General features: G+C 66.8%; 22 protein-coding genes. 7 read left to right on the forward strand and 15 right to left on the reverse strand.

Annotated elements, in window-relative coordinates:
- The first annotated feature begins 34 nt into the window (after window positions 1-34).
- The gene (locus tag E5S69_RS20055; RefSeq protein WP_171516378.1) at window positions 35-1,108 is read left to right on the forward strand and encodes a glycosyltransferase family 4 protein; all 1,074 of its coding nucleotides are present in this window, start codon (window positions 35-37) and stop codon (window positions 1,106-1,108) included.
- 30 nt (window positions 1,109-1,138) lie between these two features.
- On the opposite strand, the gene dnaE is transcribed toward E5S69_RS20055, so the two are convergent.
- Complete coding sequence (gene dnaE, locus E5S69_RS20060; protein ID WP_171516379.1) at window positions 1,139-4,651, reverse strand: DNA polymerase III subunit alpha; 3,513 nt, start codon at window positions 4,649-4,651, stop codon at window positions 1,139-1,141.
- A 207-nt stretch (window positions 4,652-4,858) separates the two neighbouring features.
- Here dnaE and E5S69_RS20065 point away from each other — a divergent pair, with 207 nt between their 5' ends.
- Window positions 4,859-5,707 (forward strand): sulfurtransferase, encoded by an 849-nt coding sequence (locus E5S69_RS20065; protein WP_171516380.1) that lies wholly within the window; start codon window positions 4,859-4,861, stop codon window positions 5,705-5,707.
- A 17-nt stretch (window positions 5,708-5,724) separates the two neighbouring features.
- Here E5S69_RS20065 and E5S69_RS20070 read toward each other — a convergent pair whose 3' ends face one another.
- The 5 genes from E5S69_RS20070 to rpsP form a co-directional block, all read right to left on the reverse strand.
- On the reverse strand, window positions 5,725-6,405 hold the full coding sequence (locus E5S69_RS20070; RefSeq protein ID WP_171516381.1) for a CoA pyrophosphatase: 681 nt from the start codon (window positions 6,403-6,405) through the stop codon (window positions 5,725-5,727).
- 143 nt (window positions 6,406-6,548) lie between these two features.
- Entirely contained in the window at window positions 6,549-6,941 is a 393-nt protein-coding gene (rplS, locus tag E5S69_RS20075) for a 50S ribosomal protein L19 (protein WP_115662753.1), read from the reverse strand.
- Window positions 6,942-7,015: 74 nt separating this feature from the next.
- Window positions 7,016-7,798 (reverse strand): tRNA (guanosine(37)-N1)-methyltransferase TrmD, encoded by a 783-nt coding sequence (gene trmD / locus E5S69_RS20080; RefSeq protein ID WP_171516382.1) that lies wholly within the window; start codon window positions 7,796-7,798, stop codon window positions 7,016-7,018.
- A 42-nt stretch (window positions 7,799-7,840) separates the two neighbouring features.
- Entirely contained in the window at window positions 7,841-8,464 is a 624-nt protein-coding gene (gene rimM / locus E5S69_RS20085; RefSeq protein WP_216621394.1) for a ribosome maturation factor RimM, read from the reverse strand.
- 109 nt (window positions 8,465-8,573) lie between these two features.
- The gene (gene rpsP / locus E5S69_RS20090) at window positions 8,574-8,825 is read right to left on the reverse strand and encodes a 30S ribosomal protein S16 (RefSeq protein ID WP_042884516.1); all 252 of its coding nucleotides are present in this window, start codon (window positions 8,823-8,825) and stop codon (window positions 8,574-8,576) included.
- A gap of 152 nt (window positions 8,826-8,977) precedes the next feature.
- Here rpsP and E5S69_RS20095 point away from each other — a divergent pair, with 152 nt between their 5' ends.
- The 4 genes from E5S69_RS20095 to E5S69_RS20110 all read left to right on the forward strand — a co-directional run bounded on the left by E5S69_RS20095 (window position 8,978) and on the right by E5S69_RS20110 (window position 11,734).
- The gene (locus tag E5S69_RS20095; protein ID WP_171516384.1) at window positions 8,978-10,099 is read left to right on the forward strand and encodes a PQQ-dependent sugar dehydrogenase; all 1,122 of its coding nucleotides are present in this window, start codon (window positions 8,978-8,980) and stop codon (window positions 10,097-10,099) included.
- 153 nt (window positions 10,100-10,252) lie between these two features.
- Window positions 10,253-10,648: a hypothetical protein gene (locus tag E5S69_RS20100; protein WP_171516385.1), complete on the forward strand. Its 396-nt coding sequence runs from the start codon at window positions 10,253-10,255 to the stop codon at window positions 10,646-10,648.
- 288 nt (window positions 10,649-10,936) lie between these two features.
- Window positions 10,937-11,095, forward strand: coding sequence for a hypothetical protein (locus E5S69_RS20105; RefSeq protein WP_171516386.1), 159 nt, complete (start codon window positions 10,937-10,939; stop codon window positions 11,093-11,095).
- Window positions 11,096-11,242: 147 nt separating this feature from the next.
- Complete coding sequence (locus tag E5S69_RS20110; protein WP_171516387.1) at window positions 11,243-11,734, forward strand: TM2 domain-containing protein; 492 nt, start codon at window positions 11,243-11,245, stop codon at window positions 11,732-11,734.
- 317 nt (window positions 11,735-12,051) lie between these two features.
- Here the strand turns inward: E5S69_RS20110 and E5S69_RS20115 are convergent, their stop codons facing one another.
- Together E5S69_RS20115 and E5S69_RS20120 are read right to left on the reverse strand one after the other, a co-directional pair.
- Window positions 12,052-13,284: a PA0069 family radical SAM protein gene (locus tag E5S69_RS20115; protein WP_236901394.1), complete on the reverse strand. Its 1,233-nt coding sequence runs from the start codon at window positions 13,282-13,284 to the stop codon at window positions 12,052-12,054.
- Window positions 13,285-13,295: 11 nt separating this feature from the next.
- Complete coding sequence (locus E5S69_RS20120) at window positions 13,296-13,799, reverse strand: Lrp/AsnC ligand binding domain-containing protein (RefSeq protein WP_171516388.1); 504 nt, start codon at window positions 13,797-13,799, stop codon at window positions 13,296-13,298.
- A gap of 108 nt (window positions 13,800-13,907) precedes the next feature.
- Between E5S69_RS20120 and E5S69_RS20125 the strand changes: the two genes are divergently transcribed.
- Window positions 13,908-15,212: a D-amino acid dehydrogenase gene (locus E5S69_RS20125; RefSeq protein WP_171516389.1), complete on the forward strand. Its 1,305-nt coding sequence runs from the start codon at window positions 13,908-13,910 to the stop codon at window positions 15,210-15,212.
- Window positions 15,213-15,288: 76 nt separating this feature from the next.
- On the opposite strand, the gene E5S69_RS20130 is transcribed toward E5S69_RS20125, so the two are convergent.
- The 7 genes from E5S69_RS20130 to E5S69_RS20160 form a co-directional block, all read right to left on the reverse strand.
- Window positions 15,289-17,073, reverse strand: coding sequence for an acyl-CoA dehydrogenase (locus tag E5S69_RS20130; RefSeq protein ID WP_171516390.1), 1,785 nt, complete (start codon window positions 17,071-17,073; stop codon window positions 15,289-15,291).
- A gap of 109 nt (window positions 17,074-17,182) precedes the next feature.
- On the reverse strand, window positions 17,183-18,118 hold the full coding sequence (locus tag E5S69_RS20135; protein WP_171516391.1) for an electron transfer flavoprotein subunit alpha/FixB family protein: 936 nt from the start codon (window positions 18,116-18,118) through the stop codon (window positions 17,183-17,185).
- Between the two features lie 18 nt (window positions 18,119-18,136).
- Window positions 18,137-18,886 carry an electron transfer flavoprotein subunit beta/FixA family protein gene (locus E5S69_RS20140; RefSeq protein WP_171516392.1) on the reverse strand — a complete coding sequence of 250 codons (750 nt, stop codon included), beginning with the start codon at window positions 18,884-18,886 and terminating at the stop codon, window positions 18,137-18,139.
- Between the two features lie 219 nt (window positions 18,887-19,105).
- Window positions 19,106-19,903: a MetQ/NlpA family ABC transporter substrate-binding protein gene (locus tag E5S69_RS20145; RefSeq protein WP_171516393.1), complete on the reverse strand. Its 798-nt coding sequence runs from the start codon at window positions 19,901-19,903 to the stop codon at window positions 19,106-19,108.
- A gap of 32 nt (window positions 19,904-19,935) precedes the next feature.
- Entirely contained in the window at window positions 19,936-20,589 is a 654-nt protein-coding gene (locus E5S69_RS20150; RefSeq protein WP_171516394.1) for a methionine ABC transporter permease, read from the reverse strand.
- Window positions 20,579-21,613: a methionine ABC transporter ATP-binding protein gene (locus tag E5S69_RS20155; protein WP_171516395.1), complete on the reverse strand. Its 1,035-nt coding sequence runs from the start codon at window positions 21,611-21,613 to the stop codon at window positions 20,579-20,581. Before E5S69_RS20155 ends, E5S69_RS20150 begins: the two co-directional genes overlap by 11 nt.
- A 164-nt stretch (window positions 21,614-21,777) precedes the next feature.
- Entirely contained in the window at window positions 21,778-22,581 is an 804-nt protein-coding gene (locus tag E5S69_RS20160; protein ID WP_171516396.1) for an enoyl-CoA hydratase, read from the reverse strand.
- Window positions 22,582-22,593: the final 12 nt, after the last annotated feature.

Here is a 22,593-nt window from a genome sequence, read left to right on the forward strand (position 1 = left end):
TCGCGCGCCGCCCTATCCCCTACCATCTCGATCGATGAAAGTTGGCATCTCCTGCAATCGCTTCGGCGCCGGTGGCGGCCTGGAGCGCTACGCGCTCGACATCAGCCGGGCCATGGCGCGGCGCGCCGATACCGAAGTCTCGGTCTACGCGCGCCGTTTCGACGCTGGCGTGGCGGCATCCGCCGGGGTTGCCGCGCACCGGATCGTGGTGTCGTGGCTGCCCGGCAAGCTGCGCGACCGTTATTTCTCGTGGCGGCTGCAGGCACGCCGCGATCCCGACGCAGTGCTGATCGGCTGCAACCGCGTGCGCGGTTCCGAGATCGCCATCTGCGGCGGCACGCATCGCGGCTATCTGGCCGCGCGCGGCACGGCGGCGCGGCGTTCGGACCAATGGCAGATCGCACTGGAAAGCGCGCAATATGCCGACGCGCACCGCGTGGTGGCGCATTCCGCGCTGATGCGGAGGGAAGTGATCGAGTTGTACGGGATCGCGCCGGAGCGCGTCGAGCTGGTCTACCCCCCGGTCGACACGCAGCGCTTCACGCCGGTCGATACCGCCGCGCGCGCCGCGCTGCGGCGCGAGTTCGGCTTCGGCGACGACGAGATCGTGTTCCTGTTCCCGTCGTCGGGCCATGCACGCAAGGGCTTCGACCTGCTGGCCGATTATTTCTCGAAGTCGGACCTGCCGATCACGCTGGCGGTGGCGGGCCGCCCGGTCGGGCGCACCATCGCGCGCGTGCGCGAGCTGGGCTACAGCAGCCGCATCGACGCGCTCTACCGCGCCGCCGACTTCACTATCCTGGCGTCAGGCTATGAGCCGTTCGGGCTGGTGGGGGTGGAATCGGTGCTGTGCGGCACGCCGCTGGTCTTTGCCGACAATATCGCCTGCCTGGAGGTGATCCGGCCGCAAGCGGTGCATGCGTTCTCGCGCGCGCGCCCGGAGACGCTGGACCACGCCATCCGCGCCGCGGTGGAGTCCGTGCGCAATGGCCAGGCGCGGCTGGCAAACCCGCTGGACCTGCTCGATTACGATCCCGGCATCGATGCCCACGTCGACACCCTGCTGCGGCTCGCGGCCAGCGCACGCGCCGCCCGGCACCGCGCCTGACGCAGCGCCCGGCAGGCATGGAGGCCGTGCTTATTCGTAGACCGTGCTGACGGCGTCGGTCGACAGCACCTGCCGCAGCGCGGTCAGCGCCTCATCCGACGGCACCACCTGCCAGTCGGGGCCGAGCATGGCCTCGCAACTGGCGGACTTGGCCTCGTAGCGGATCCGCACCGGCAAGCCCTGCACGCCGCTGGCGCGGGCCAGGTGGGGCATCAGCAGCTCGCGCAGCATGCCGGTCGAGGAATTGCCGTTCATCGACAGCCGCACCGCACTGGCAAAGCGCACGCGCGCGGCGACCAGGTCCATCACCGATTCCGCGGTGAAGCGGACCCCGCCCGTGAAGGTATCGTGGCGCGCATTGCCGGTGGCGATCAGCAGTTCGTCTTCGCGGAACATCTGCCGGTTGGCGTCGAAGACCTCGTTGAACACCGTCATCTCGACCAGGCCGGTGCCGTCGTCGAGCGTGACGATCAGCATCTTGCCGCGCTGGGTCATCTGCGTGCGCATGCCGCTGATCACGCCGGCGATGGTCTTGCCGCGCACGTCGCGGCCGAAGCCGCCGCCGTTGCCCTGCACTTCCTTTTCCAGCGCCGCCAGCGTGCCCTTGTTGAAGCGGCGCACCTCGTCGCGGTAGGCGTCGAAAAGGTGGCCCGAGAAGTAATAGCCGAGCGCCTGCTTTTCTTCCTGCAGCGTGCGCTTGGGGCTCCAGCGCGGCTCGTCGAGCAGTTCCGGGCGGTGCGCGTCGCCGCCGTCGCCCATCAGGTCGAACAGCGACACCTGGTTGGCGGATTCGGCCTTCTGCTCGGCGGCTTCCATCGCGATCGGCACCGACGCCAGCAGCTGGGCGCGGTTGTCGTTGAGGCTGTCGAAGGCGCCGGCGCGGATCAGCGCCTCGATGGTGCGGCGGTTGACCTGGCGGCGGTCGACCCGCTCGCAGAAATCGAACAGGTCGGTGAAGGGCCGCTCTTCGCGCGCGCGCAGGATGTCTTCGATGGCGCCCTGCCCGCTGCCCTTGATGCCGCCCAGGCCGTAGCGGATGGTCTTGGGGTCCGTCGGCGCGAAGCGGTACTCGCTGGCGTTGACGTCCGGCGGCAGCACCGCGAGCTTGTTGAGCTTGCAGTCCTCGTAGAGGATCTTGACCTTGTCGGTGTCATCCATGGCCAGCGACATGTTGGCTGCCATGAATTCGGCCGGATGATGGGCCTTGAGCCACGCGGTGTAGTACGCCAGCAGCGCATAGGCCGCCGCGTGCGACTTGTTGAAGCCGTAGCCGGCGAACTTCTCCATCAGGTCGAAGATGTCGTCGGCCTGCTGCGCCGACAGCCCGTTCTTGTCGGCGCCCTCGCGGAACATCACGCGGTGCTGCGCCATTTCCTCGGGCTTCTTCTTGCCCATCGCGCGGCGCAGCAGGTCGGCGCCGCCGAGCGAGTAGCCGCCGATGATCTGCGCCATCTGCATCACCTGCTCCTGGTAGACCATGATGCCGTAGGTCTCTTTCAGGACGGGTTCGACGCGCGGATCGGGGTACTCCACCTTCTCGCGGCCGTGCTTGCGCGCGCAGAAGCTGGGGATCAGGTCCATCGGGCCGGGACGGTACAGCGCCACCAGCGCAATGATGTCCTCGAAGCGGTCAGGCTTGGCATCCTTCAGCATGCCCTGCATGCCGCGGCTTTCCAGCTGGAACACGGCGACCGTGTTGGCGGTCTTGAGGATGTCGAAGGCAGGGCCGTCGTCGAGCGGGATCTGGCTGCAGTTCCAGTCGGCCTTGCTGGGATCGAGGCGGCGGATATAGCGTTCGGCCCAGTCCAGGATGGTCAGCGTGGTCAGGCCCAGAAAGTCGAACTTGACCAGGCCGGCGGCCTCGACGTCGTCCTTGTCGTACTGGCTGACCACGCCGCTCATGCCGTCGTTCTGCGCGCCCTGCGTGTACAGCGGGCAGAAATCGGTGAGCCGGCCGGGCGCGATCAGCACGCCGCCGGCGTGCATGCCGACGTTGCGGGTCATGCCTTCGACACGTTGCGCCAGCTCCAGCAGCTGGCGCACTTCTTCCTCGTTGCGCTCGCGCTCGGTCAGCAGCGGCTCTTCCTTCTTGGCCTCTTCGATGGTGACCAGCTTGCCCGGCTTGAACGGGATCAGCTTGGCGATGCCGTCGACAAAGCCATAGCCGAGGTCGAGCACGCGGCCCACGTCGCGCACCGCGGCCTTGGCCGCCATGGTGCCAAAGGTGGCGATCTGCGACACCGCGTCCTTGCCGTACTTCTCCTTCACGTAGGTGATCACGCGATCGCGGCCGTGCTGGCAGAAGTCGATGTCGAAGTCGGGCATCGAGACCCGCTCCGGGTTCAGGAAACGCTCGAACAGCAGCGCGTACTTGAGCGGATCGAGGTCGGTAATGCCGAGCGCATACGCCACCAGCGAACCGGCACCCGAACCGCGGCCGGGCCCCACCGGCACGCCGTTGTTCTTGGCCCAGTTGATAAAGTCCGCCACGATCAGGAAGTAGCCGGGGAAGCCCATCTTGATGATGGTGCCGGTCTCGAATTCCAGCCGTGCGTAGTATTCCGGGCGTCTGGCTTCGCGCACCGCCTCGTCGGGAAACAGCACCGCCAGGCGCTTTTCCAGGCCTTCCTTGGCCATGAACACGAGGTAGTCGTCGAGCGACATGCCGTCCGGCGTCGGGAACAGCGGCAGGCGCGGCTTGCCCAGCTCCAGCGTCAGGTTGCAGCGGCGCGCGATCTCGACCGCGTTTTCCAGCGCCGTGGGGATGTCCGCGAACAGCGCGCACATCTCGTCCTGGGTCTTGAAGTACTGGTCGGTAGTGAAGCGCCGGGTGCGGCGCGGGTTGGCCAGCAGCTCGCCCTCGGCGATGCACACGCGCGCCTCATGCGCGGTGAAATCGTCCGGCGTCATGAACTGCACCGGATGCGTGGCCACCACCGGCAACTGCATCGATGCCGCCAGTTGCACCGCCTGCTGCACGTAGGCGTCGGTGCCGGCGTGGCCGGCGCGCTGCAGTTCGATATAGAAGCGCTGCGGGAACACCGTGGCCCAGTGCTGCGCGGCGCGGCGCGCGCCTTCGGCATTGCCGTTGGCCAGCGCTATGCCGATATCGCCGCCCATCGCGCCCGACAGCGCGATCAGGCCCGTGGCCAGCGGCAGGTCATCCTCGCCCGGTTCCTGGAACCAGGCGGGATCGATCTCGGCGCGGCCGCGGTGCTGGTTGCCCAGCCATGCGCGCGACAGCAGCATGCACAGGTTCAGGTAGCCGCGGAGGTCCTGCACCAGCAGCAGCAGGCGCGCGGGCTTGTCGCGGTCCTCGGCGTTGGTCAGCCAGACGTCGGCCCCGACCACCGGCTTCACGCCCTTGCCGCGCGCTTCCTTGTAGTAGCGGATCAGGCCGAAGGCGTTGGCAAGGTCCGTCAGGGCGAGCGCGCCCATGCCATCGGCGGCGGCGGCCTTGACGGCGTCATCGAGACGGACGATGCCGTCGACGATGGAGTATTCGGAATGCAGGCGGAGGTGTACGAAGCGGGGTGCAGACATGGGCGACATTGTACCGGCTCGGCCCGCAGGCATGCCGCCAATGTTGCGGGCCACCGGAGTTCGGGCAGCGTGGCGCAAAGCTGATCGGCGTGCCGGGAAATGCGCCACGCGAAGGGTGCGCGCACGCTATAATTTCGCCTTTCCAATCAGGCAGTTATCGCAAGCTGTCGGCGCCCTTCGGGGGCCGCCGCGCGGGCGCAGTCTCCCATGCAGATCGTCAATATTTCCGCTTACAAGTTTGTCTCGCTGGACGACATCGAGACCCTGCGCCCGGCCATGCGCGAGCGCTGCGAGGCGGCAGGCCTGAAGGGCACGATCCTGCTCGCGCCGGAAGGCATCAACCTGTTCCTGGCCGGCCCGCGCGCCGCCATCGACGGCTTCATGGCCTGGCTGCATGCCGATGCGCGCTTCGCCGATATCGCGCCCAAGGAAAGCCTGTCGGACAACCAGCCCTTCAAGCGCATGCTGGTGCGCGCCAAGAAGGAGATCATCACCATGAAGATGCCGCTGATCCGCCCCGAGGCAGGCCGCGCGCCGTCGGTGCGGCCGGTGGACCTGAAGCGCTGGCTCGACCAGGGGCACGACGACGAAGGCCGTCCGGTGGTGATGCTCGATACACGCAATGATTTCGAGGTGGCGGTCGGCACGTTCGCCGACGCGGTCGAGTACGACATCGCCAGGTTCAGCGAATTTCCCGACGCCGTCGCGGCGAACAAGGCCGCGCTGGCGGGCAAGACCGTGGTGTCGTTCTGCACCGGCGGCATCCGCTGCGAGAAGGCCGCGATCCACATGCAAGAGGTTGGCGTCGAGCGCGTGTACCAGCTCGAGGGCGGCATCCTGAAGTACTTCGAGGAGGTCGGCGGCAGCCACTATCGTGGCGACTGCTTCGTCTTCGACTACCGCACCGCGTTGAATCCCAGCCTGGAGCCGGCCGGACCAAAGCAATGCTTCGCCTGCCGCGCCGTGGTCACGCCCGAACAGCAGCAAAGCCCGCACTATGTGATCGGCAAGAGCTGCCCGCACTGCATCGGCGGCAAGGGCCAGGCCGCGGCCTGACGCTGATTCGCGGCGGCTCAGGCCGCCAGCAGGTGGTAGAGGTTGCGCAGCATGCCGGCGGTGGCACCCCAGATAAAGCGCTGGCCGCCGTTCTCGCGCGGATAGGGCATGGCGTAGAACATGCGCTCGCCGTCGACCCAGCGGAACAGGCGCCGCTCATGGTGGGACGGGTTCATCAGGAAGGCCAGCGGCACTTCAAAGACATCGGCCACTTCCGACGCGTCCGGGCGCAGCGTAAAGCCATCGCGCACCAGCCCCACCACCGGGCTCACGTGGAAGCCGGTGCCGGTGATGTAGTCCGGCAGCGCGCCCAGCACTTCGACATAGTCGCGAGCCAGCCCCACTTCTTCTTCGGTTTCCCGTAGCGCCGTGTCGATGCGGCTAAGGTCCCAGGACTCCTGACGCCCGCCAGGGAAGCTGATCTGCCCGGGATGCGCGCTCAGGTTGGCATTGCGCTGCGTCAGCAGCACCGTCAGGCCATCGCGGCGCTCAACCAGCGGCACCAGCACGGCGGCGTCGCGAAGGCCGCGGCTGCGGTCATAGACGCGTGATTCATCGGTCAGTTCGGGCGCCCATGCCGGCGGCGCCTCGAACCGGTGCCGGATAAAATCCACGTGCAGGCGCGGCGCGCTCAGTGCGCCATTGCGCAGGTCGGTGTCGATGACGGGAAGGGATTCGGGGTCGAAAGCAGGACGCATAACATCGCAAGTATGACAGAAGCGCGCAATCTGGCGCCGCAGCAAAACGCCCGCCGTTGTCCGCCGCCCATGCAAAAAGGGCACCCTGGGGTGCCCTTCCTGAGGAAACGCCTGGCCGGGTTGCCCCGGCCGGCATGCCTGGTTTACTGCGCAGCCTTGGCAGCGACAGCAGCCTTCGACACCAGCTTTTCCTTGATACGCGCGGACTTGCCCGAACGCTGGCGCAGGTAGTACAGCTTCGCGCGACGCACGTCGCCGCGGCGCTTCACTTCGATGCCGGCGATCAGCGGCGAGTACAGCTGGAACGTACGTTCCACGCCTTCACCCGACGAAATCTTGCGCACGATGAAGGACGAGTTCAGGCCGCGGTTGCGCTTGGCAATCACGACGCCTTCGTAGGCCTGCACGCGCTTGCGGTTGCCTTCCACCACGTTGACGCTGACGACGACGGTGTCGCCGGGCGCGAATGCGGGGATGGTCTTGTTCGCGGTCAGGCGCGCGATCTCTTCCTTCTCGATCTGTTCGATGAGGTTCATCGTTTCTTCTCCGTAACCATCGTGCCGACGTTGTATGCCCCAGGATGACCCGGGCCCCGGCAGAGGATGGGGTTTTACCTGGCGGGAGTTTCCCCCCGCCCTTCCTTCGCCGCCCATTCCGACAGGAATTTCTCGTCGGCGCGGGTCAGCAAACCTTGTTCGCGGGCTGCCTCGATCAGGTCGGGGCGCTTGCTCGCGGTATTGGCCAACGCCTGCTGGCGCCGCCATTTTTCAATCTCGGCATGATGGCCCCCAAGCAGGATGTCGGGGACCCGCACGCCTTCATACTCTTCCGGCCGGGTGTAATGCGGGCAATCCAGCAGGCCATTGACAAAGCTGTCTTGCACCGCCGACTGCGCATCGCCCAGCACGCCGGGCAAGTGGCGCACCACCGCGTCGATCAGCGCCATCGCCGGCAGTTCGCCGCCCGACAGCACAAAATCGCCGAGGCTGATTTCCTCGTCCACGCGACGGTCGATCAGCCGCTGGTCGATCGCCTCGTAGCGGCCGCACAGCAACACCAGCCCCGGCCGCTGGGCCAGCTCCATGACCTTGGCATGCGTCAGCGTCTTGCCCTGCGGCGACATCAGCACCACATGCGGTGTCGATACGCCGGCTTGCGCCTGCGCCGCCACCGCGGCATCGATCGCGTCATCCAGCGGCTTGGCCAGCATCACCATGCCGGGGCCGCCGCCATACGGCCGATCATCGATGGTGCGGTAGTTGTCGACCGTGAAATCGCGCGGATTCCAGCTGCGCAACGCATACCGCTGCTGCTTGGCGGCACGGCTGGTGATGCCCCAGTCGGTCAGCGCGCGAAACATCTCGGGAAACAGCGTGATCACATCGAACTGCATCCGCTCTCTCCCATCCTTATCCCGCATCTACGCAGGCACCGCTCAGTAATCGAGCCCCCAGTCCACCACGATGCGCTTGCCGGCGGTATCCACCGTGCGCAGGAACGCGTCGACAAATGGAATCAGCCGTTCGCCGGCCTTGCCGTCAGGCTGCACGAAGGCAACCTGCAGGATCTGGTGGGCACCGTTGTCGATCAGCCCGGACACCTCGCCCAGCAACTCGCCTTGCTCGTTGCTGACGCTGCAGCCGATCAGGTCGACCCAGTAGAACTCGTCTTCTTCCGGCGCCGGAAAATCCGCGCGCCGGATCCACACACGACGGCCCCGCAGCGCTTCCGCAAGATTGCGGTCGGCCACGCCGGCAGCCTGCGCCACCACGGTGCCGCTGTGCTCGCGCGACTGCGCGATCTTTACGCAAAGTGGCTCGGCCCGCGCCGCGTCGGCCACCACCAGCCCAGCCTGGGGCGGGGGCAGCAGCCACCAGCGGCGGGCATGCAGCAGCGCCGACGCATCGTCGGCATGCGGCTGGACCTTGACCCAGCCACGGATGCCATAGGCAGCGCTGACATAGCCGACTTCCACCAAGTCTTCAGGCAGGGGCTCGGCATACAGCAGCGCCGCGGGCAGCTTGACCTGCTTGGCTGGCTCGGCCCGCGGCCGGTTCAGCGGCAGCTTGGACGGCCGCGGGGCGCCCTGCTTTAGTTCAGTCACGTGTGCGCGTGTACCAATACAAACGCGCCCCGCCGGCTAAGGCAGGGCGCGTTGCAAGCGGCAATCAGGCGGCAGCCTTGGCGCCTTGCTTGACCAGGCGGGCAACGGTCGGCGACAGCTGGGCGCCAACACCTTGCCAGTAGGCCAGGCGGTCTTGCGCCAGGCGCAGGCCTTCTTCACCTTCGGTTGCCAGCGGGTTGTAGAAACCAACGCGCTCGATGAAACGACCATCGCGACGATTGCGCGAGTCGGTGGCGACGATGTTGAAGAACGGGCGCTTCTTGCTGCCGCCGCGAGCCAGACGGATAACGACCATGGAATGATTCCTCAGAAAACGGGGTGTTCAAGGGCGTTCGAACACGAAACGCAAGAGTATAGCCCAATTCCCGAGGCCAAACAAACACTTAGGCGGTTGACGCGTGAACGCGGCGCAGGCATCGTGGCAAAAACCGCGACAGGAGGCCTCACATGCGCCCCGCTCTGCACTTCATGGCTGGCATCGTACCGCGTATGCTACTCCTGGTCATGACACTGGGAAGCCAGCTCGCCCTGGCCGCGCTGCCGCTGGACCAACTGCGCCTGCCGCCCGGCTTCCGCATCGAGGTGCTGACCGACGACGTGCCGGGCGCGCGCGCCATGGCGATGTCGCCGTCCGGCACGCTCTTCGTGGGATCGGGCGGCGAAGGCAAGCTCTATGCGGTCAGCGATGCGCTCGGCACACGCCCGCGGGTGCGCACTGTGGCCACCGGATTGCGCAATCCGCTTGGCGTGGCATTCCATGACGGCAGCCTTTATGCGTCTTCGGTATCGAAGATCGTGCGGCTCGACCAGATCGAGGCCCGCCTGGACCAGCCGCCCGCACCCACGGTGGTGAGCGACCGCTTCCCCTCGGACGGCCACCACGGCGGCAAATTCATCGGATTCGGCCCTGACGGCTACCTGTACGTGGCCACCGGCGCGCCCTGCAACGTCTGCGCGCCGGACGAAAGCCGCTATGCCAACATCGCCCGGATGAAGCCCGACGGCACCGGCCTGCAGGTGGTGGCGCGCGGCGTGCGCAATACCGTCGGCTTCGACTGGCACCCCGCCACACGCGAACTGTGGTTTACCGACAATGGCCGCGACCGCATGGGCGACGACGTGCCCGACGACGAACTGAACCGCGTCACCGCGTCCGGCCAGCATTTCGGCTACCCGTACTGCCATGCCGGCAACGTTGCCGATCCGGAATATGGCAGCAAGCGGCCCTGCTCCGAGTTCGTGCCGCCCGTGGCCCGGCTGGGCGCGCATGTCGCCGCGCTGGGCATGCGCTTTTACACCGGCACGCAATTCCCGCCGGACTACCGCAACAACGTCTTCATTGCCGAACATGGCAGCTGGGACCGCAGCGAGCCGTCCGGCTACCGCGTGGTCCGCGTGGTGCTGGACAGCGCCGGCAAGGCCGTGCGCCAGGAGGTCTTCGCACAGGGCTGGCTGCGCGGCGGCAGGCCCTGGGGTCGGCCGGCCGATGTCCTGGTCGCGCCGGACGGCTCGCTGCTGGTTAGCGACGACCATGCCGGGGCGATTTACCGCATCCGCTACCAGCCCTGAATCTGGCTGGAAGCCCCGCGTGGCGGGGCTTTGTGCGAGCGAAACAATCCGTTACACCGGTAACGGGATTGGCATAGGCGCCCCGATGCCCCATGCGTACCATGAACCCATCTTCCAACAGCAACACAGCGCGACAGGACCCTGGGAATCTGCATGCTCACCCGCTCTCTCCTGCGCGACCTGGTGGCTGGCATCCTGGTGGCCTCGGGCCTGGTCGGCGCGGTAGCCACCGGCCATGCCCAGGTCGCGTTCTGGCAACAAGTCCGTGCCGACGGCCGGCCCGCCCGGATCCAGGCAGGCGATGGGTGGCAAATGGCCAGCGTGCGGGCCGAAAGCCGTGAACACGTGCAGGCGCAGATCGACCGCATGGAGGCGCGCGCCAGGGCCGACGACCGCCTTAGCGGCCGCCGCGCCGCGCTGGCCGGCAACCGCGAAGACAATCGCGGCCGCGGCCAGGAGCGCAACCCCGCCAATGAAGCCCGCAACGAACCCCGTCAGGGGCCCGCCGGTCCCGGCTGGCAGGCGCGCGGCCGCGACAACGGCCGCTGATCGCCGCTGACACTGCTGCGGCGGCCATCCCCACCAGCGCCCCGCCGTTAATACAGCGCTCCGCGCCCTGCGGAACTCCACCCCCGCCGGGCCTGTCTCTACTTAAGTGTGTGCCCCGATTCCGGGCCGCGCACAGGCTGCCGCCCGGCGCTGTCCGGGGCTCACAGCGTGCCGTCTAGTGCAGACGGCAATCGAACTGACCTGCCTCTGCCCGACACCTCCTGCCGGACCCGACCAAGACAGCCCGGGCGCAGCCTCCAGAATGACAATAATTCTGTGAGGTTTGTCATGTCACCCCTGCTTAGCGACCTGGCCGAACATGCGGGCCAGCTATCGCTGTCCATCCTCTTCATGGGCATCCTGACCCTGGTTCTCTACAGCGAAACCCATATCAGCGAGCACGCGTCCGCCTTGGTACGCAGCCTGCTCTCCGGCGGCTGGCATTAGCGCCGCCGCCTGCGCCTTTTGACGCACCTCCCTTCCCTGCGCTGACTGCCGGCGTACAATGTGGGCCGGCCGGCTAACCGTGCGCCGCCGCCTCTGCGCCGGCGCACCGCCGGCCTGCATTCCTAGGCCAGCAACCTGATCCCGACCATGCCCGCAGTCACGCCAGCCCGCCACGCCTCTCCGCTCGTCGCGCCATCCGCGCGCGGCAAATCGAAGCTGCTGACCGTGGCGCTGGCCTTCCTGCTCGGCAGCCTGGGCGCGCATCGCTTCTACCTCGGCGGCGTGCGCGACCGGTATGGCTGGGCGCACCTGATGGCGCTGCTGGCGGGCGCCATCGGCGTCGCCTCCATGGCGACCGGCGCCGGCACACCCGCACTGAACTGGACCTTTGCCGTGGCCGGCGGGGTGTCTGTCATCAGCGCCTTCCTGGCGGCAATCGTCTACGGGCTGCGTCCGGACGACAAGTGGGACGCCCGCTTCAACCCGCATGGCCAGCCCACGCGCTCAGGCTGGCCGGTGGTGATCCTGGTGATCCTGTCGCTGCTGATCGGTACCGGCTTGCTGATGGCGGGGCTGGCCATCAGCTTCCAGACCTTCTTCGAAGCGCAGGTCGAGGCCGCGCGCGAACTGTCGCAGTAGGCACACGCCGGCTGCCACCATCTTCAGCATGCTTGTGCGCGATCAAGGCGGCCGCAATCGCCGGTTTCGCTTTCGGACAATTCGCCCATACTGGTAGAGCCGTCCGATCCTGGCGGCACGACGCGCGGCGAGGCCACGGCCAGGCAGCGCAAAGGAGCAAGAATCGACATGTCAAGCTATGAGGAAGGACGCCTGGCGGCGATCGCCGTCCGGCTGGCGCTGTCCTCGGGACTGCCGCCATCGAGCGCCAAAGCCGCGCTGGAGCTTGCCAGCAGCATGATCGGCGACCAGATGGCCACTGCAGCGGCCCTGAAGACTCAGAAAAGCGAACCCTGCGGATCGTCCTTGCCGCTGGGGCCCGCCGCGGGCGGGCGAAACCGCGAAGTATCCAGTTCAAACCGGTTGTAGCGGAAGCCGAGCCGTTCGGCGGCCTTGTAGAAGCGCTGGCGCAGCAAGTCCGCCCAGACGCCAGTCCCGCGCATGCGCGTGGCAAAGCTCGCATCGTAGGCTTTGCCTTCGCGCATGTCCCGCACGCGATTCATGACGCGTTCGGCGCGATCCGGAAAGTGCGCCTGCAGCCATTCCTCGAACAGCGGCCGCACCTCCCAGGGCAGCCGAAGCACGATGTAGTTCGCATAGACGGCGCCCGCCTCGCGCGCCGCTTCCAGCACACGCTCCAGGTCCGGCTCGGTGATGAAGGGGATCACCGGGGCGATGCTGACCCCTACCGGGATGCCGGCGTCGGTCAGCGTGCGGATGGTGCGCAACCGCCGCGACGGCGTTGCCGCGCGCGGCTCCAGCGTGCGCGCAATGCCGGCATCGAGCGTGGTGATGGTGAGCGCCGCCACCGCCAGCCGCTTGGCCGCCATCGGCGCAAGCAGGTCGATATCGCGCTCGATCAATGACGACTTGGTGATCAGCGCCACCGGGTGATCGCATCCATGCAGGACTTCCAGCAGGCTGCGCGTGATGCGCTGCTCGCGCTCGATCGGCTGGTACGCGTCGGTGTTGACGCCCAGCGCGATGGTCTCGCAGCGATATGACGGCCGCGCCAGTGCTTCGCGCAGGCGCTCGGCGGCATTGGTCTTGGCATACAACTGGGTTTCGAAGTCCAGCCCCGGCGACAGGTCGAGGTAGGCGTGCGTCGGCCGGGCGAAGCAATAGATGCAGCCATGCTCGCAGCCGCGGTAGGGATTGAGCGAAACGTCGAACGGGACGTCAGGTGACGCATTGCGCGTCAGCACCGAACGGGCCGGCTCGAGATGGACTTCGGTGCGCAGCGGCGGCAGCGGCGCGTCGTCCTGGGCCGGTACGGCCTCGGGCGTCGTCGCGGCTTCATCCGGGCCCGGACCCCAGCCATCGTCGAACGTTTCGCGCTGGTCGCGCTCGAAACGCCCCTGCAGGTTGCTGACGGCGCCGCGCCCTTTGCGTGCCACGGGCGGCCGCGCGCCTGCCGGCGGTGCCTGCAGGTCCGGGTCGGCCTCGCGCCGCGTGGTGCCATTGGCAACTGGCCGGGCGGCGGGCTTGGGTTTTGGCGGGGGGCGCTCCATGCTGGCCTTCGTCACGCTGCCTGGCTCTTCTCCTCGACCGAGATTGCCAGCGTCTCCTTGATCTCTTCCATCACCACATAGCTCTTGGACTGCGCAGCGCCAGGCAACTGCAGCAGGATATCGCCCAGCAGCCGCCGGTACTCGCCGATCTCGCGGATGCGCGCCTTGATCAGGTAGTCGAAATCGCCCGAGACGAGGTGGCATTCCAGCACTTCCGGAATCCGCAGCACCTCGCGGCGGAACTGCTCGAACATATTGCCCGACTTGTTGCCCAGCGAGATCTCGACGAACACCAGCAGTGCGCTGCCTAGCAGCGCCGGGTTCAGCCGCGCGTAGTAGCCCATGATGACACCATCGCGCTCCAGGCGCTTGACGCGCTCGATGCAGGGCGTGATGGTCAGCCCGACTGCCTCGGCCAGGTCTTTCATCGACATCCTCCCGTCGCTCTGCAGCGCGGTCAGGATCTTGCGGTCGAGCCGGTCGAGCGTGCGTTGGGGCTGGCGACTCATTCTCATGAGTTTTTCCTGTTTTTCTGAGAAATTCGGTAACTATGACTGGATTGCATTCAATAGTATAGAGACAAATCCTCTATATCGTAGTCATCGCAGTTGGAGCCCCCGAACATGCGCGTTCTCGTACTTGGCAGTGGCGTGATTGGCGTCACCAGTGCGTGGTATCTGGCCAAGGCTGGTCACGAAGTGACCGTGGTCGACCGCGAGGCCGGCCCCGCGCTCGGCACCAGCTTTGCCAATGCGGGCCAGATCTCGCCCGGCTACGCGTCGCCCTGGGCCGCGCCCGGCGTGCCGCTCAAGGCGATCAAGTGGATGTTCCAGGAGCACGCGCCGCTCAGCATCCGCCCGGACGGCACGCTGTTCCAGCTGCAATGGATGTGGCAGATGCTGCTGAACTGCAGCGCCGGGCGCTATGCCGTCAACAAAGAACGCATGGTGCGGCTGGCCGAGTACAGCCGCGACTGCATCCGCGCGCTGCGCGCGGAAACCGGCATTGCCTATGAGGGCCGCCAGCAAGGTACGCTGCAGGTGTTCCGCACCGACGAGCAGCTGCATGGCGCGGCCAAGGACATCGCCGTGCTCGAACAAGCCGGGGTGCCCTACCAGTTGCTTTCGCGCGACGAACTCGCCGCGAGCGAACCGGCCCTGGCCGCCGTCCGCCACAAGCTGGCCGGCGGCCTGCGCCTTCCCAATGACGAAACCGGCGACTGCGCGCTGTTCACGCAACGCCTCGCTGGCATGGCCGGCACGCTGGGAGTCCGGTTCCTGTACAACCGCTCGATCGATGGCCTGATGAGCCAGGGTGACGCCGTCACCGGCGCCGTGGTCGATGGCGAGCCGATGGCGGCCGACCTGGTGGTGGTGGCGCTAGGCAGCTGGTCGACGCAGCTGGTCAAGCCCTTCCTGCGCGGCATGTCCAACCTGCCGGTGTATCCGCTCAAGGGCTTCTCGATCACCGTGCCGCTCAACGATGCCTCGCGCGCCCCGGTATCGACGGTGCTGGACGAGACCTACAAGGTTGCCCTGACCCGCTTCGACGACCGCATCCGCGTGGGCGGCATGGCCCAGATCGTCGGCTATGACCGCAGCCTCGACCCTGCCAAGCGCCGCACGCTCGAGCATGTGGTGACCGACCTGTTCCCAGGTGCCGGCGATGTCAGCCAGGCTACCTTCTGGACCGGGCTGCGCCCCATGACCCCCGACGGCACGCCCATCGTCGGCCCGACCCAGGTGCACGGCCTGTGGCTGAACACCGGCCACGGCACACTTGGCTGGACCATGGCGTGCGGCTCGGGCAAGCTGCTGTCGGACCTGGTGTCGGGCAAGTCGCCGGCGATCCGTGCCGACGACCTGTCGGTCCATCGCTACCTGCAGCCGGCGCGCCATCACCTGGCGCCACGTCCGGCGGCCGCCTGAGACAGCACCGTCCCGGCCTGAAAAAAAGGGCGACCCGCCAGGGTCGCCCTTCTTGCATGCGCAACGCGCGTGCCGCTCAGAACTGCTCGGCGCTCAACGCATTGGCCGGCGCTCCGCCGCTTACCACCGCATCGCGCAAGGCCGATGCCTGCGACAGGATATGCTCGGCAAAGAAATGCGCGGTCGCGATCTTGGCGTCGTGGAAGGCCGGATCCTCGGCTCGCTTTGCGTCAGCAGCCAGCATGGCGCGGCCGAACTGCCAGCCGGAGAACACGATGCCGCACAGCTTCAGGTAAGGCACGCTGCCGGCAAAGACCGCGTTTGGATCCGACTTGGCATTGGCCACCACGAACTCCACCACCGCCTCCAGCGCGGCGCGGCCCCTGGCCAACTGCGTCTGCACCGCGGTGAAGGCGGCACCGCCGTGCTGGCCCAGCGCGGCCTCGGTCTCGGCGATCTGCGCGCAGATCGCGCGCGCCACCGTGCCGCCATCGCGCACCGTCTTGCGGCCAATCAGGTCATTGGCCTGGATCGCCGTGGTGCCTTCGTAGATGGGCAGGATGCGCGCGTCTCGGTAGTGCTGCGCCGCGCCGGTTTCCTCGATAAAGCCCATGCCGCCATGCACCTGCACGCCGAGGCTGGTGACATCGATCGACAGCTCGGTGCTCCAGCCCTTGACCACCGGCACCATGAACTCGTAGAACGCCTGACTCTGCCTGCGCACGGCTTCGTCGGGATGCTGGTGCGCCGCGTCGCTGGCGGCAGCGGCCACGTACGCCACCGCGCGCGCACCTTCGGTCAGCGCGCGCATGGTCATCAGCATGCGCTTGACATCCGGATGGTGGATGATGGTCACCGCCTCGCGCGCCGAGCCATCGACCGGGCGGCTCTGCACGCGCTCGCGCGCAAACGCCACCGCCTGCTGGTAGGCGCGCTCGGACACCGCGATGCCCTGCATGCCGACCGAGAAGCGCGCCGAGTTCATCATGATGAACATGTACTCGAGGCCGCGGTTCTCTTCGCCGACCAGCGTGCCGATCGCGCCGCCATGGTCGCCGAACTGCAGCACCGCCGTGGGGCTCGCCTTGATGCCCAGCTTGTGTTCGATGGAGACGCAATGGACATCGTTGCGCGCCCCGGTGCTGCCGTCGGCATTGACCAGGAACTTGGGCACGATGAACAGCGAGATGCCCTTCACGCCCTCGGGCGCAGTGGGCGTGCGCGCCAGCACGAGATGGACGATGTTCTGTGCCATGTCGTGCTCACCGTAGGTGATGAAGATCTTGGTGCCGAACACCTTGTAGGTGCCGTCGCCCTGCGGCTCGGCGCGGGTGCGCACCGCAGCCAGGTCCGAACCGGCCTGCGGCTCGGTCAGGTTCATGGTGCCGGTCCACTCGCCGGAAATCAGCTTGGGCAGGAAGGTGGCCTTCTGTGCGTCGGAACCGGCCGTCAGCAGCGCCTCGATGGCGCCGTCGGTCAGCAACGGGCACAGCGCGAACGACAGGTTCGCGGTGTTCAGCATCTCGTTGCACGCCGTGGCGACCAGCTTGGGCAGTCCCTGTCCACCAAATTCCTGCGGATGCAGCACGCCCTGCCAGCCACCCTCGCCGAACTGGCGGAAGGCCTCCTTGAAACCCGGCGTGGTGGTGACCACGCCATCCTTCCAGCTGCTCGGCTCCAGGTCGCCAGCGCGGTTCAGCGGCGCCACCACCTGTTCGTTGAACTTGGCCGCCTCGTCGAGCACGGCCTCGGCCGTCTCGGGCGTGGCTTCCTCGAAGCCGGGCAGCTGGCTGACGGCCTCAAGGCCTGCCAGCTCGTTCATGACGAACAGCATGTCCTTGATCGGCGCACGGTAGGTCATCGATGTCTCCCAACATGTATGAAAAAGCCGTTCGCGGGTGGCCCCCGGAACGGCTAGTTATTTGCTACCTGCGGCTATCCGTGCCGGCCGCGTCGCGGCCGGCGAGGCATCAGCCCAGTGCTGCCACGAGTTCCGGCACCACGGTGTTCAGGTCGCCCACCAGGCCGTAGTCGGCCACGGAGAAGATCGGCGCCTCGGCATCCTTGTTGATCGCGACGATCACCTTGGAGTCCTTCATGCCGGCCAGGTGCTGGATCGCGCCCGAGATACCGACGGCGATATACAGCTGCGGCGCGACGATCTTGCCGGTCTGGCCCACCTGGTAGTCGTTCGGCACGAAGCCGGCGTCCACCGCGGCGCGCGAGGCGCCCAGCGCGGCGTTGAGCTTGTCGGCCAGCGGCGTCAGCACCTTGGTGTAGTTTTCGCCCGAACCCACGCCACGGCCACCGGAAACGATGATCTTGGCGGCGGTCAGTTCCGGGCGGTCGCTCTTGGCCACTTCGCGCGAAACGAATTGCGAAACGCCCGCGTCGGCCACGGCCGGCAGGGTCTCGACGGCGGCCGAGCCGCCTTCTGCCGCGGCGGCGTCAAAGGCGGTGCCGCGCACCGTGATGACCTTGATCTTGTCTTCCGACTTGACCGTGGCGATGGCATTGCCGGCATAGATCGGACGCTCGAAGGTGTCCGGGGCGTCGACCTTGGAGATTTCCGAGATCTGGGCCACGTCCAGCTTGGCGGCGACGCGCGGCAGGATGTTCTTGCCGTACGGGGTGGCCGGGGCCAGGATGTGCGAGTAGTCGTTGGCGATGGCCAGCGCCTGCTCGGCCACGTTCTCGGCCAGGCCGTCGCCAAAGTAGGCGGCGTCGGCCAGCAGGACCTTGGTCACGCCGGCGATCTTGGCGGCGGCATCGGCCGCGGCCTTGGCGTTGGCGCCGGCCACCAGCACGTGCACGTCGCCGCCGCATTGGGCAGCGGCAGTCACGGTGTTGAGCGTGGCAGCCTTGATGGATTGATTGTCGTGTTCAGCAATGACGAGTGCAGTCATGTTATTTCTCCCCCGCGCTCAGATAACCTTGGCTTCGTTCTTCAGCTTCTGCACCAGCGTCGCAACGTCCGGCACCATCACACCCGCGCTGCGCTTGGCAGGCTCGACCACCTTCAGGGTCGACAGGCGCGGCTTGACGTCGACGCCGAGGTCTTCCGGCTTGACGATATCGAGCTGCTTCTTCTTGGCCTTCATGATGTTCGGCAGCGTGACATAGCGCGGCTCGTTCAGGCGCAGGTCGGTCGTGACCACGGCCGGCAGCGTCAGCGACAGCGTTTCCAGGCCGCCGTCGACTTCACGCGTGACCGATGCCTTGCCGTCGGCCACCACCACCTTCGAGGCGAACGTGGCTTGCGGCAGGCCGGCCAGCGCGGCCACCATCTGGCCGGTCTGGTTGGAGTCGTCGTCGATGGCCTGCTTGCCCAGGATCACCAGTTGCGGCTGTTCCTTGTCGATCAGCGCCTTCAGCAGCTTGGCCACGGCCAGCGGTTGCAGGTCTTCGGTCGATTCCACCAGGATGCCGCGGTCGGCACCGATGGCCATCGCGGTGCGCAGGGTTTCCTGGCACTGCGTGACACCGCACGAGACGGCGATCACTTCGGTGGCCACGCCGGCTTCCTTCAGGCGCACGGCCTCTTCCACGGCGATTTCGTCGAAGGGGTTCATGCTCATCTTGACGTTGGCCAGATCGACGCCCGAGCCGTCCGCCTTGACGCGGACCTTGACGTTGTAATCCACCACCCGCTTGACTGCGACGAGTACTTTCATGCGCTCACTCCACTGATAGCTGATAGTCAGAAATTTTGTTCGCTCGTCATTATAACCACCGGGTTGGCGGCTCTCCTGTTTTTCGAACGATCGTACTATTTTATCGGCAAAATGATGCCGGGCATAGGCCCGGCATCGCTTCATCCGTTCGGCGATTGTGTCGCAAACCCGCGTTGGGCGGCATCGTCTGATTGGATGAAAGGCTCAAGTGACGCCGGCTTACCAGGCGGTGATGACCGAGTCCTTGAAGGTCGATGTGACGTATTGCTTGATTTCCGGTGAATGGTAGGCCTTCACCAGCTTGGCCACCCAAGGCTTGTTCTTGTCCGCCTCGCGGATCGCGATCAGGTTGGCGTACGGGCCCTTCGGACCTTCGATGGCAATCGCGTCCTTGGTCGGCGACAGGCCCGCGGACTCGGCATAGTTGCCGTTGATGGCGGCGGCGTCCAGGTCATCCAGCGAGCGCGGCAGCTGGGCGGCGTCGAGCTCGACGATGCGGAGTTTCTTCGGGTTCTCGACGATGTCCAGCGGCGTGGCCTTCAGGCCGGCGTTGGGCTTGAGCTTGATCACGCCCTTGCTCTGCAGCAGCAGCAGGCCGCGGCCACCGTTGGTGGGATCGTTGGGCACGCCCACGCGCGCGCCCTGCTTGAGCTGGTCGAGCGACTTGATCTTCTTCGAGTACACGCCCATCGGGAACGTGACCGTGTAGGCGATATGCGTGAACTTGTAGCCACGATCCTTGATCTGGGCTTCCAGGTACGGCAGGTGCTGGTAGCTGTTGGCATCCAGGTCGCCGGAGGCGAGCGCGGCGTTGGGCTGGATGTAGTCGCTGAACTCGACCACCTGGATGTTAAGGCCGTCCTTGGCGGCGACCTTCTTCACCTGTTCCATGATCTGGGCGTGCGGGCCGCCGGTGACGCCGATCTTGATCGGCTTTTCCTGGGCGAACGCGCCAGTGGCCAGCGAGGCGCCGAGCGCGGCGCCGAGCATCCATTGCAGCAGGTTGCGACGTTGCATGATGTACGTTCCTCTTTCGAAAAAGGTTGGGTTCAACGGTGGCTGATGCGCCGGACCAGCCAGTCGCCGAAGCTCTGCACCGCCTGCACAAAGACAATCAGGATCACCACCACCGCCACCATCACCTCGGTGATGTAGCGCTGGTAGCCGTAGCGGATGCCCAGGTCGCCCAGCCCGCCGCCGCCGATGGCGCCGGCCATGGCGGAGTAGCCGACCAGGCTGACGAAGGTGATGGTCAGGCCGGCGACGATGCCGGGCATGGCCTCGGGCAGCAGCACCTTCCAGACGATCTGGCCGGTGGTGGCACCCATCGACTGGGCGGCTTCGACCAGGCCCTTGTCGACCTCGCGCAGCGCGCTTTCCACCAGGCGTGCGATAAACGGGATCGCCGCGATGGTCAGCGGCACGATCGCCGCGGTGGTGCCGATCGACGAACCGACAATAAAGCGCGTGAACGGGATCACCACCACCAGCAGGATGATGAACGGGATCGAACGCACCGCGTTGACCACCACGCCGATGGTGCGATTGAACAGCGGGTGCGACAGCACGCCGCCGCGGTTGGTCAGGTGCAGCAGCACGCCCAGCGGCACGCCCAGCAGCGCGCCGACCACGCCCGAGATCGCCACCATCAGCAGGGTCTCGTTGAACGAGGTCAGGAACAGGTCAAACATTTCAGACCACATGCTCGAACTCCTCCACCACGACGCCTTGCGCCTGCAGGTATTCCATCGCCGCCTTCACATCGGCCAGCTCGCCCGTCGCCATGATCGCCAGCGAGCCGAAGGCCTGGCCCTGGATCTCGTCGATATGGCCGTGCAGGATATTGAAATCCAGCCCGTAGCGGCGAATCGCCTGCGCCAGCACCGGCTGGTCGACGCCCTCGCCGGTGAAGGCCAGGCGGTAGACGTGGTCGCGGCCATTGCCGAGCCGGCTTTCCACGCGCTTGAGCACGCTCGCCGGCAGTTCCTGCGAGATGACATCGCCGATCATGGCGCGCGTGACCTCGTGCTGCGGGCGCAGGAAAACGTCGATCACGCGCCCGGTCTCCACTACCTCGCCGGCCTCGAGCACAGCCACGCGGTCACAGACCTGCTTGATGACTTCCATCTGGTGCGTGATCATCACGATGGTCAGGCCCAGCTCGCGGTTGATCTGCTTGAGCAGGTCCAGGATGGAACGGGTGGTTTCCGGGTCCAGCGCGGACGTGGCCTCGTCCGACAGCAGCACCTTGGGCTTGCTCGCCAGCGCGCGCGCAATGCCCACGCGCTGCTTCTGCCCGCCGCTGATCTGCGCCGGGTAGCGGTCCTTCAATGCCGACAGGCCGACCAGGTCCAGCAGCGGCAGCACCGTCGCGGCGATCTCGGCCCTGGGCTTGCCGGCGAGCTCCAGCGGCAGCGCCACGTTCTCGTACACGGTGCGCGAAGACAGCAGGTTGAAATGCTGGAAAATCATGCCGATCTCGCGGCGGGCCAGGCGCAGCGCGCTGCGGTCCAGCGCCGTCAGGTCCTGGCCGGCGACCACCACGCGGCCACTGGTGGGCCGGTTCAGCAGGTTGATGGCGCGTACCAGCGTGCTCTTGCCGGCGCCGCTGCGGCCGATGATGCCGAAGACTTCGCCCGCCGCTATCGACAGGCTGACCTCCCGCAATGCATGCACGTCGCCAGACGCGCCCGGGAAGCGCTGCGACAGTCCTTGCAGTTCGATCATGGAAAGGTGACCAAAAGAAAACGGCAACAGGCGAGGGATCTCCAGCGCTGTTGCCGCTCGTTATTTTTCTGAAGCGCGTATTTTATGCGATTCGCTTCATACCATAAACGACTTTTTGCCGATGTCTTTATGCGCTCCCGGCATATAAAGACCGGACAAGTCGATCAGGAGGCACGCCAGGACGGCGGTCGCTTGTCGATGAAGGCCTGCACCCCCTCCAGCGCCGCCTCGTCCATCATGTTGCAGGCCATGGTCTGCCCGGCAAGCTGGTAGGCCGCCTCGATGCCCATCTCGAGCTGGCGGTAGAACAGCCCCTTGCCGGCAGCGACGGCGGCGGCCGGCTTGGCGCAGATGCTGGCGGCCAGCCGGGCCACCTCGGCATCCAGCTCGCCGGCCGGCACCACCCGGTTGACCAGGCCGCGCTCGCGGGCACTGGCGGCATCGATCATGTCGCCGGTCAGCAGCATCTCCATGGCCTGCTTGCGGTGCAGGTTGCGCGACAGTGCCACGCCCGGTGTCGAACAGAACAGTCCCAGGTTGACGCCCGACACGGCAAAGCGGGCATCGTCCGCCGCCACCGCCAGGTCGCACATCGCCACCAGCTGGCAGCCGGCCGCGGTGGCGATGCCCTGCACCCGTGCGATCACCGGCTGCGGCATCCGCTGGATCGCCATCATCATGCGCGTGCAGCGGTCGAACAGACGCCGGTAGTAATCGTGCGATGGCGCGGCGCGCATCTCGCGCAGGTCGTGCCCAGCACAGAAGGCCTTGCCGGCGCCAGCCAGCACCACCACGCGCACGCTGTCGTCGGCGGCCAGCCGGCGCAGCGCATCGGTGAGCGCATCGAGCAGCCCTTCGGACAAGGCGTTGAAGGCCTGCGGCCGGTTCATGGTCAGGCGCGCCACGCCGGCGGCGTCGCGCGATTCGGTCAGCAGCGGCGCATCCACGCGCGCATCGTTCTCGGCCATGGCAGCGGTCTC

The sequence above is a fragment of the Cupriavidus necator genome (assembly GCF_013141915.1).
Lineage (GTDB): Bacteria > Pseudomonadota > Gammaproteobacteria > Burkholderiales > Burkholderiaceae > Cupriavidus > Cupriavidus necator_B.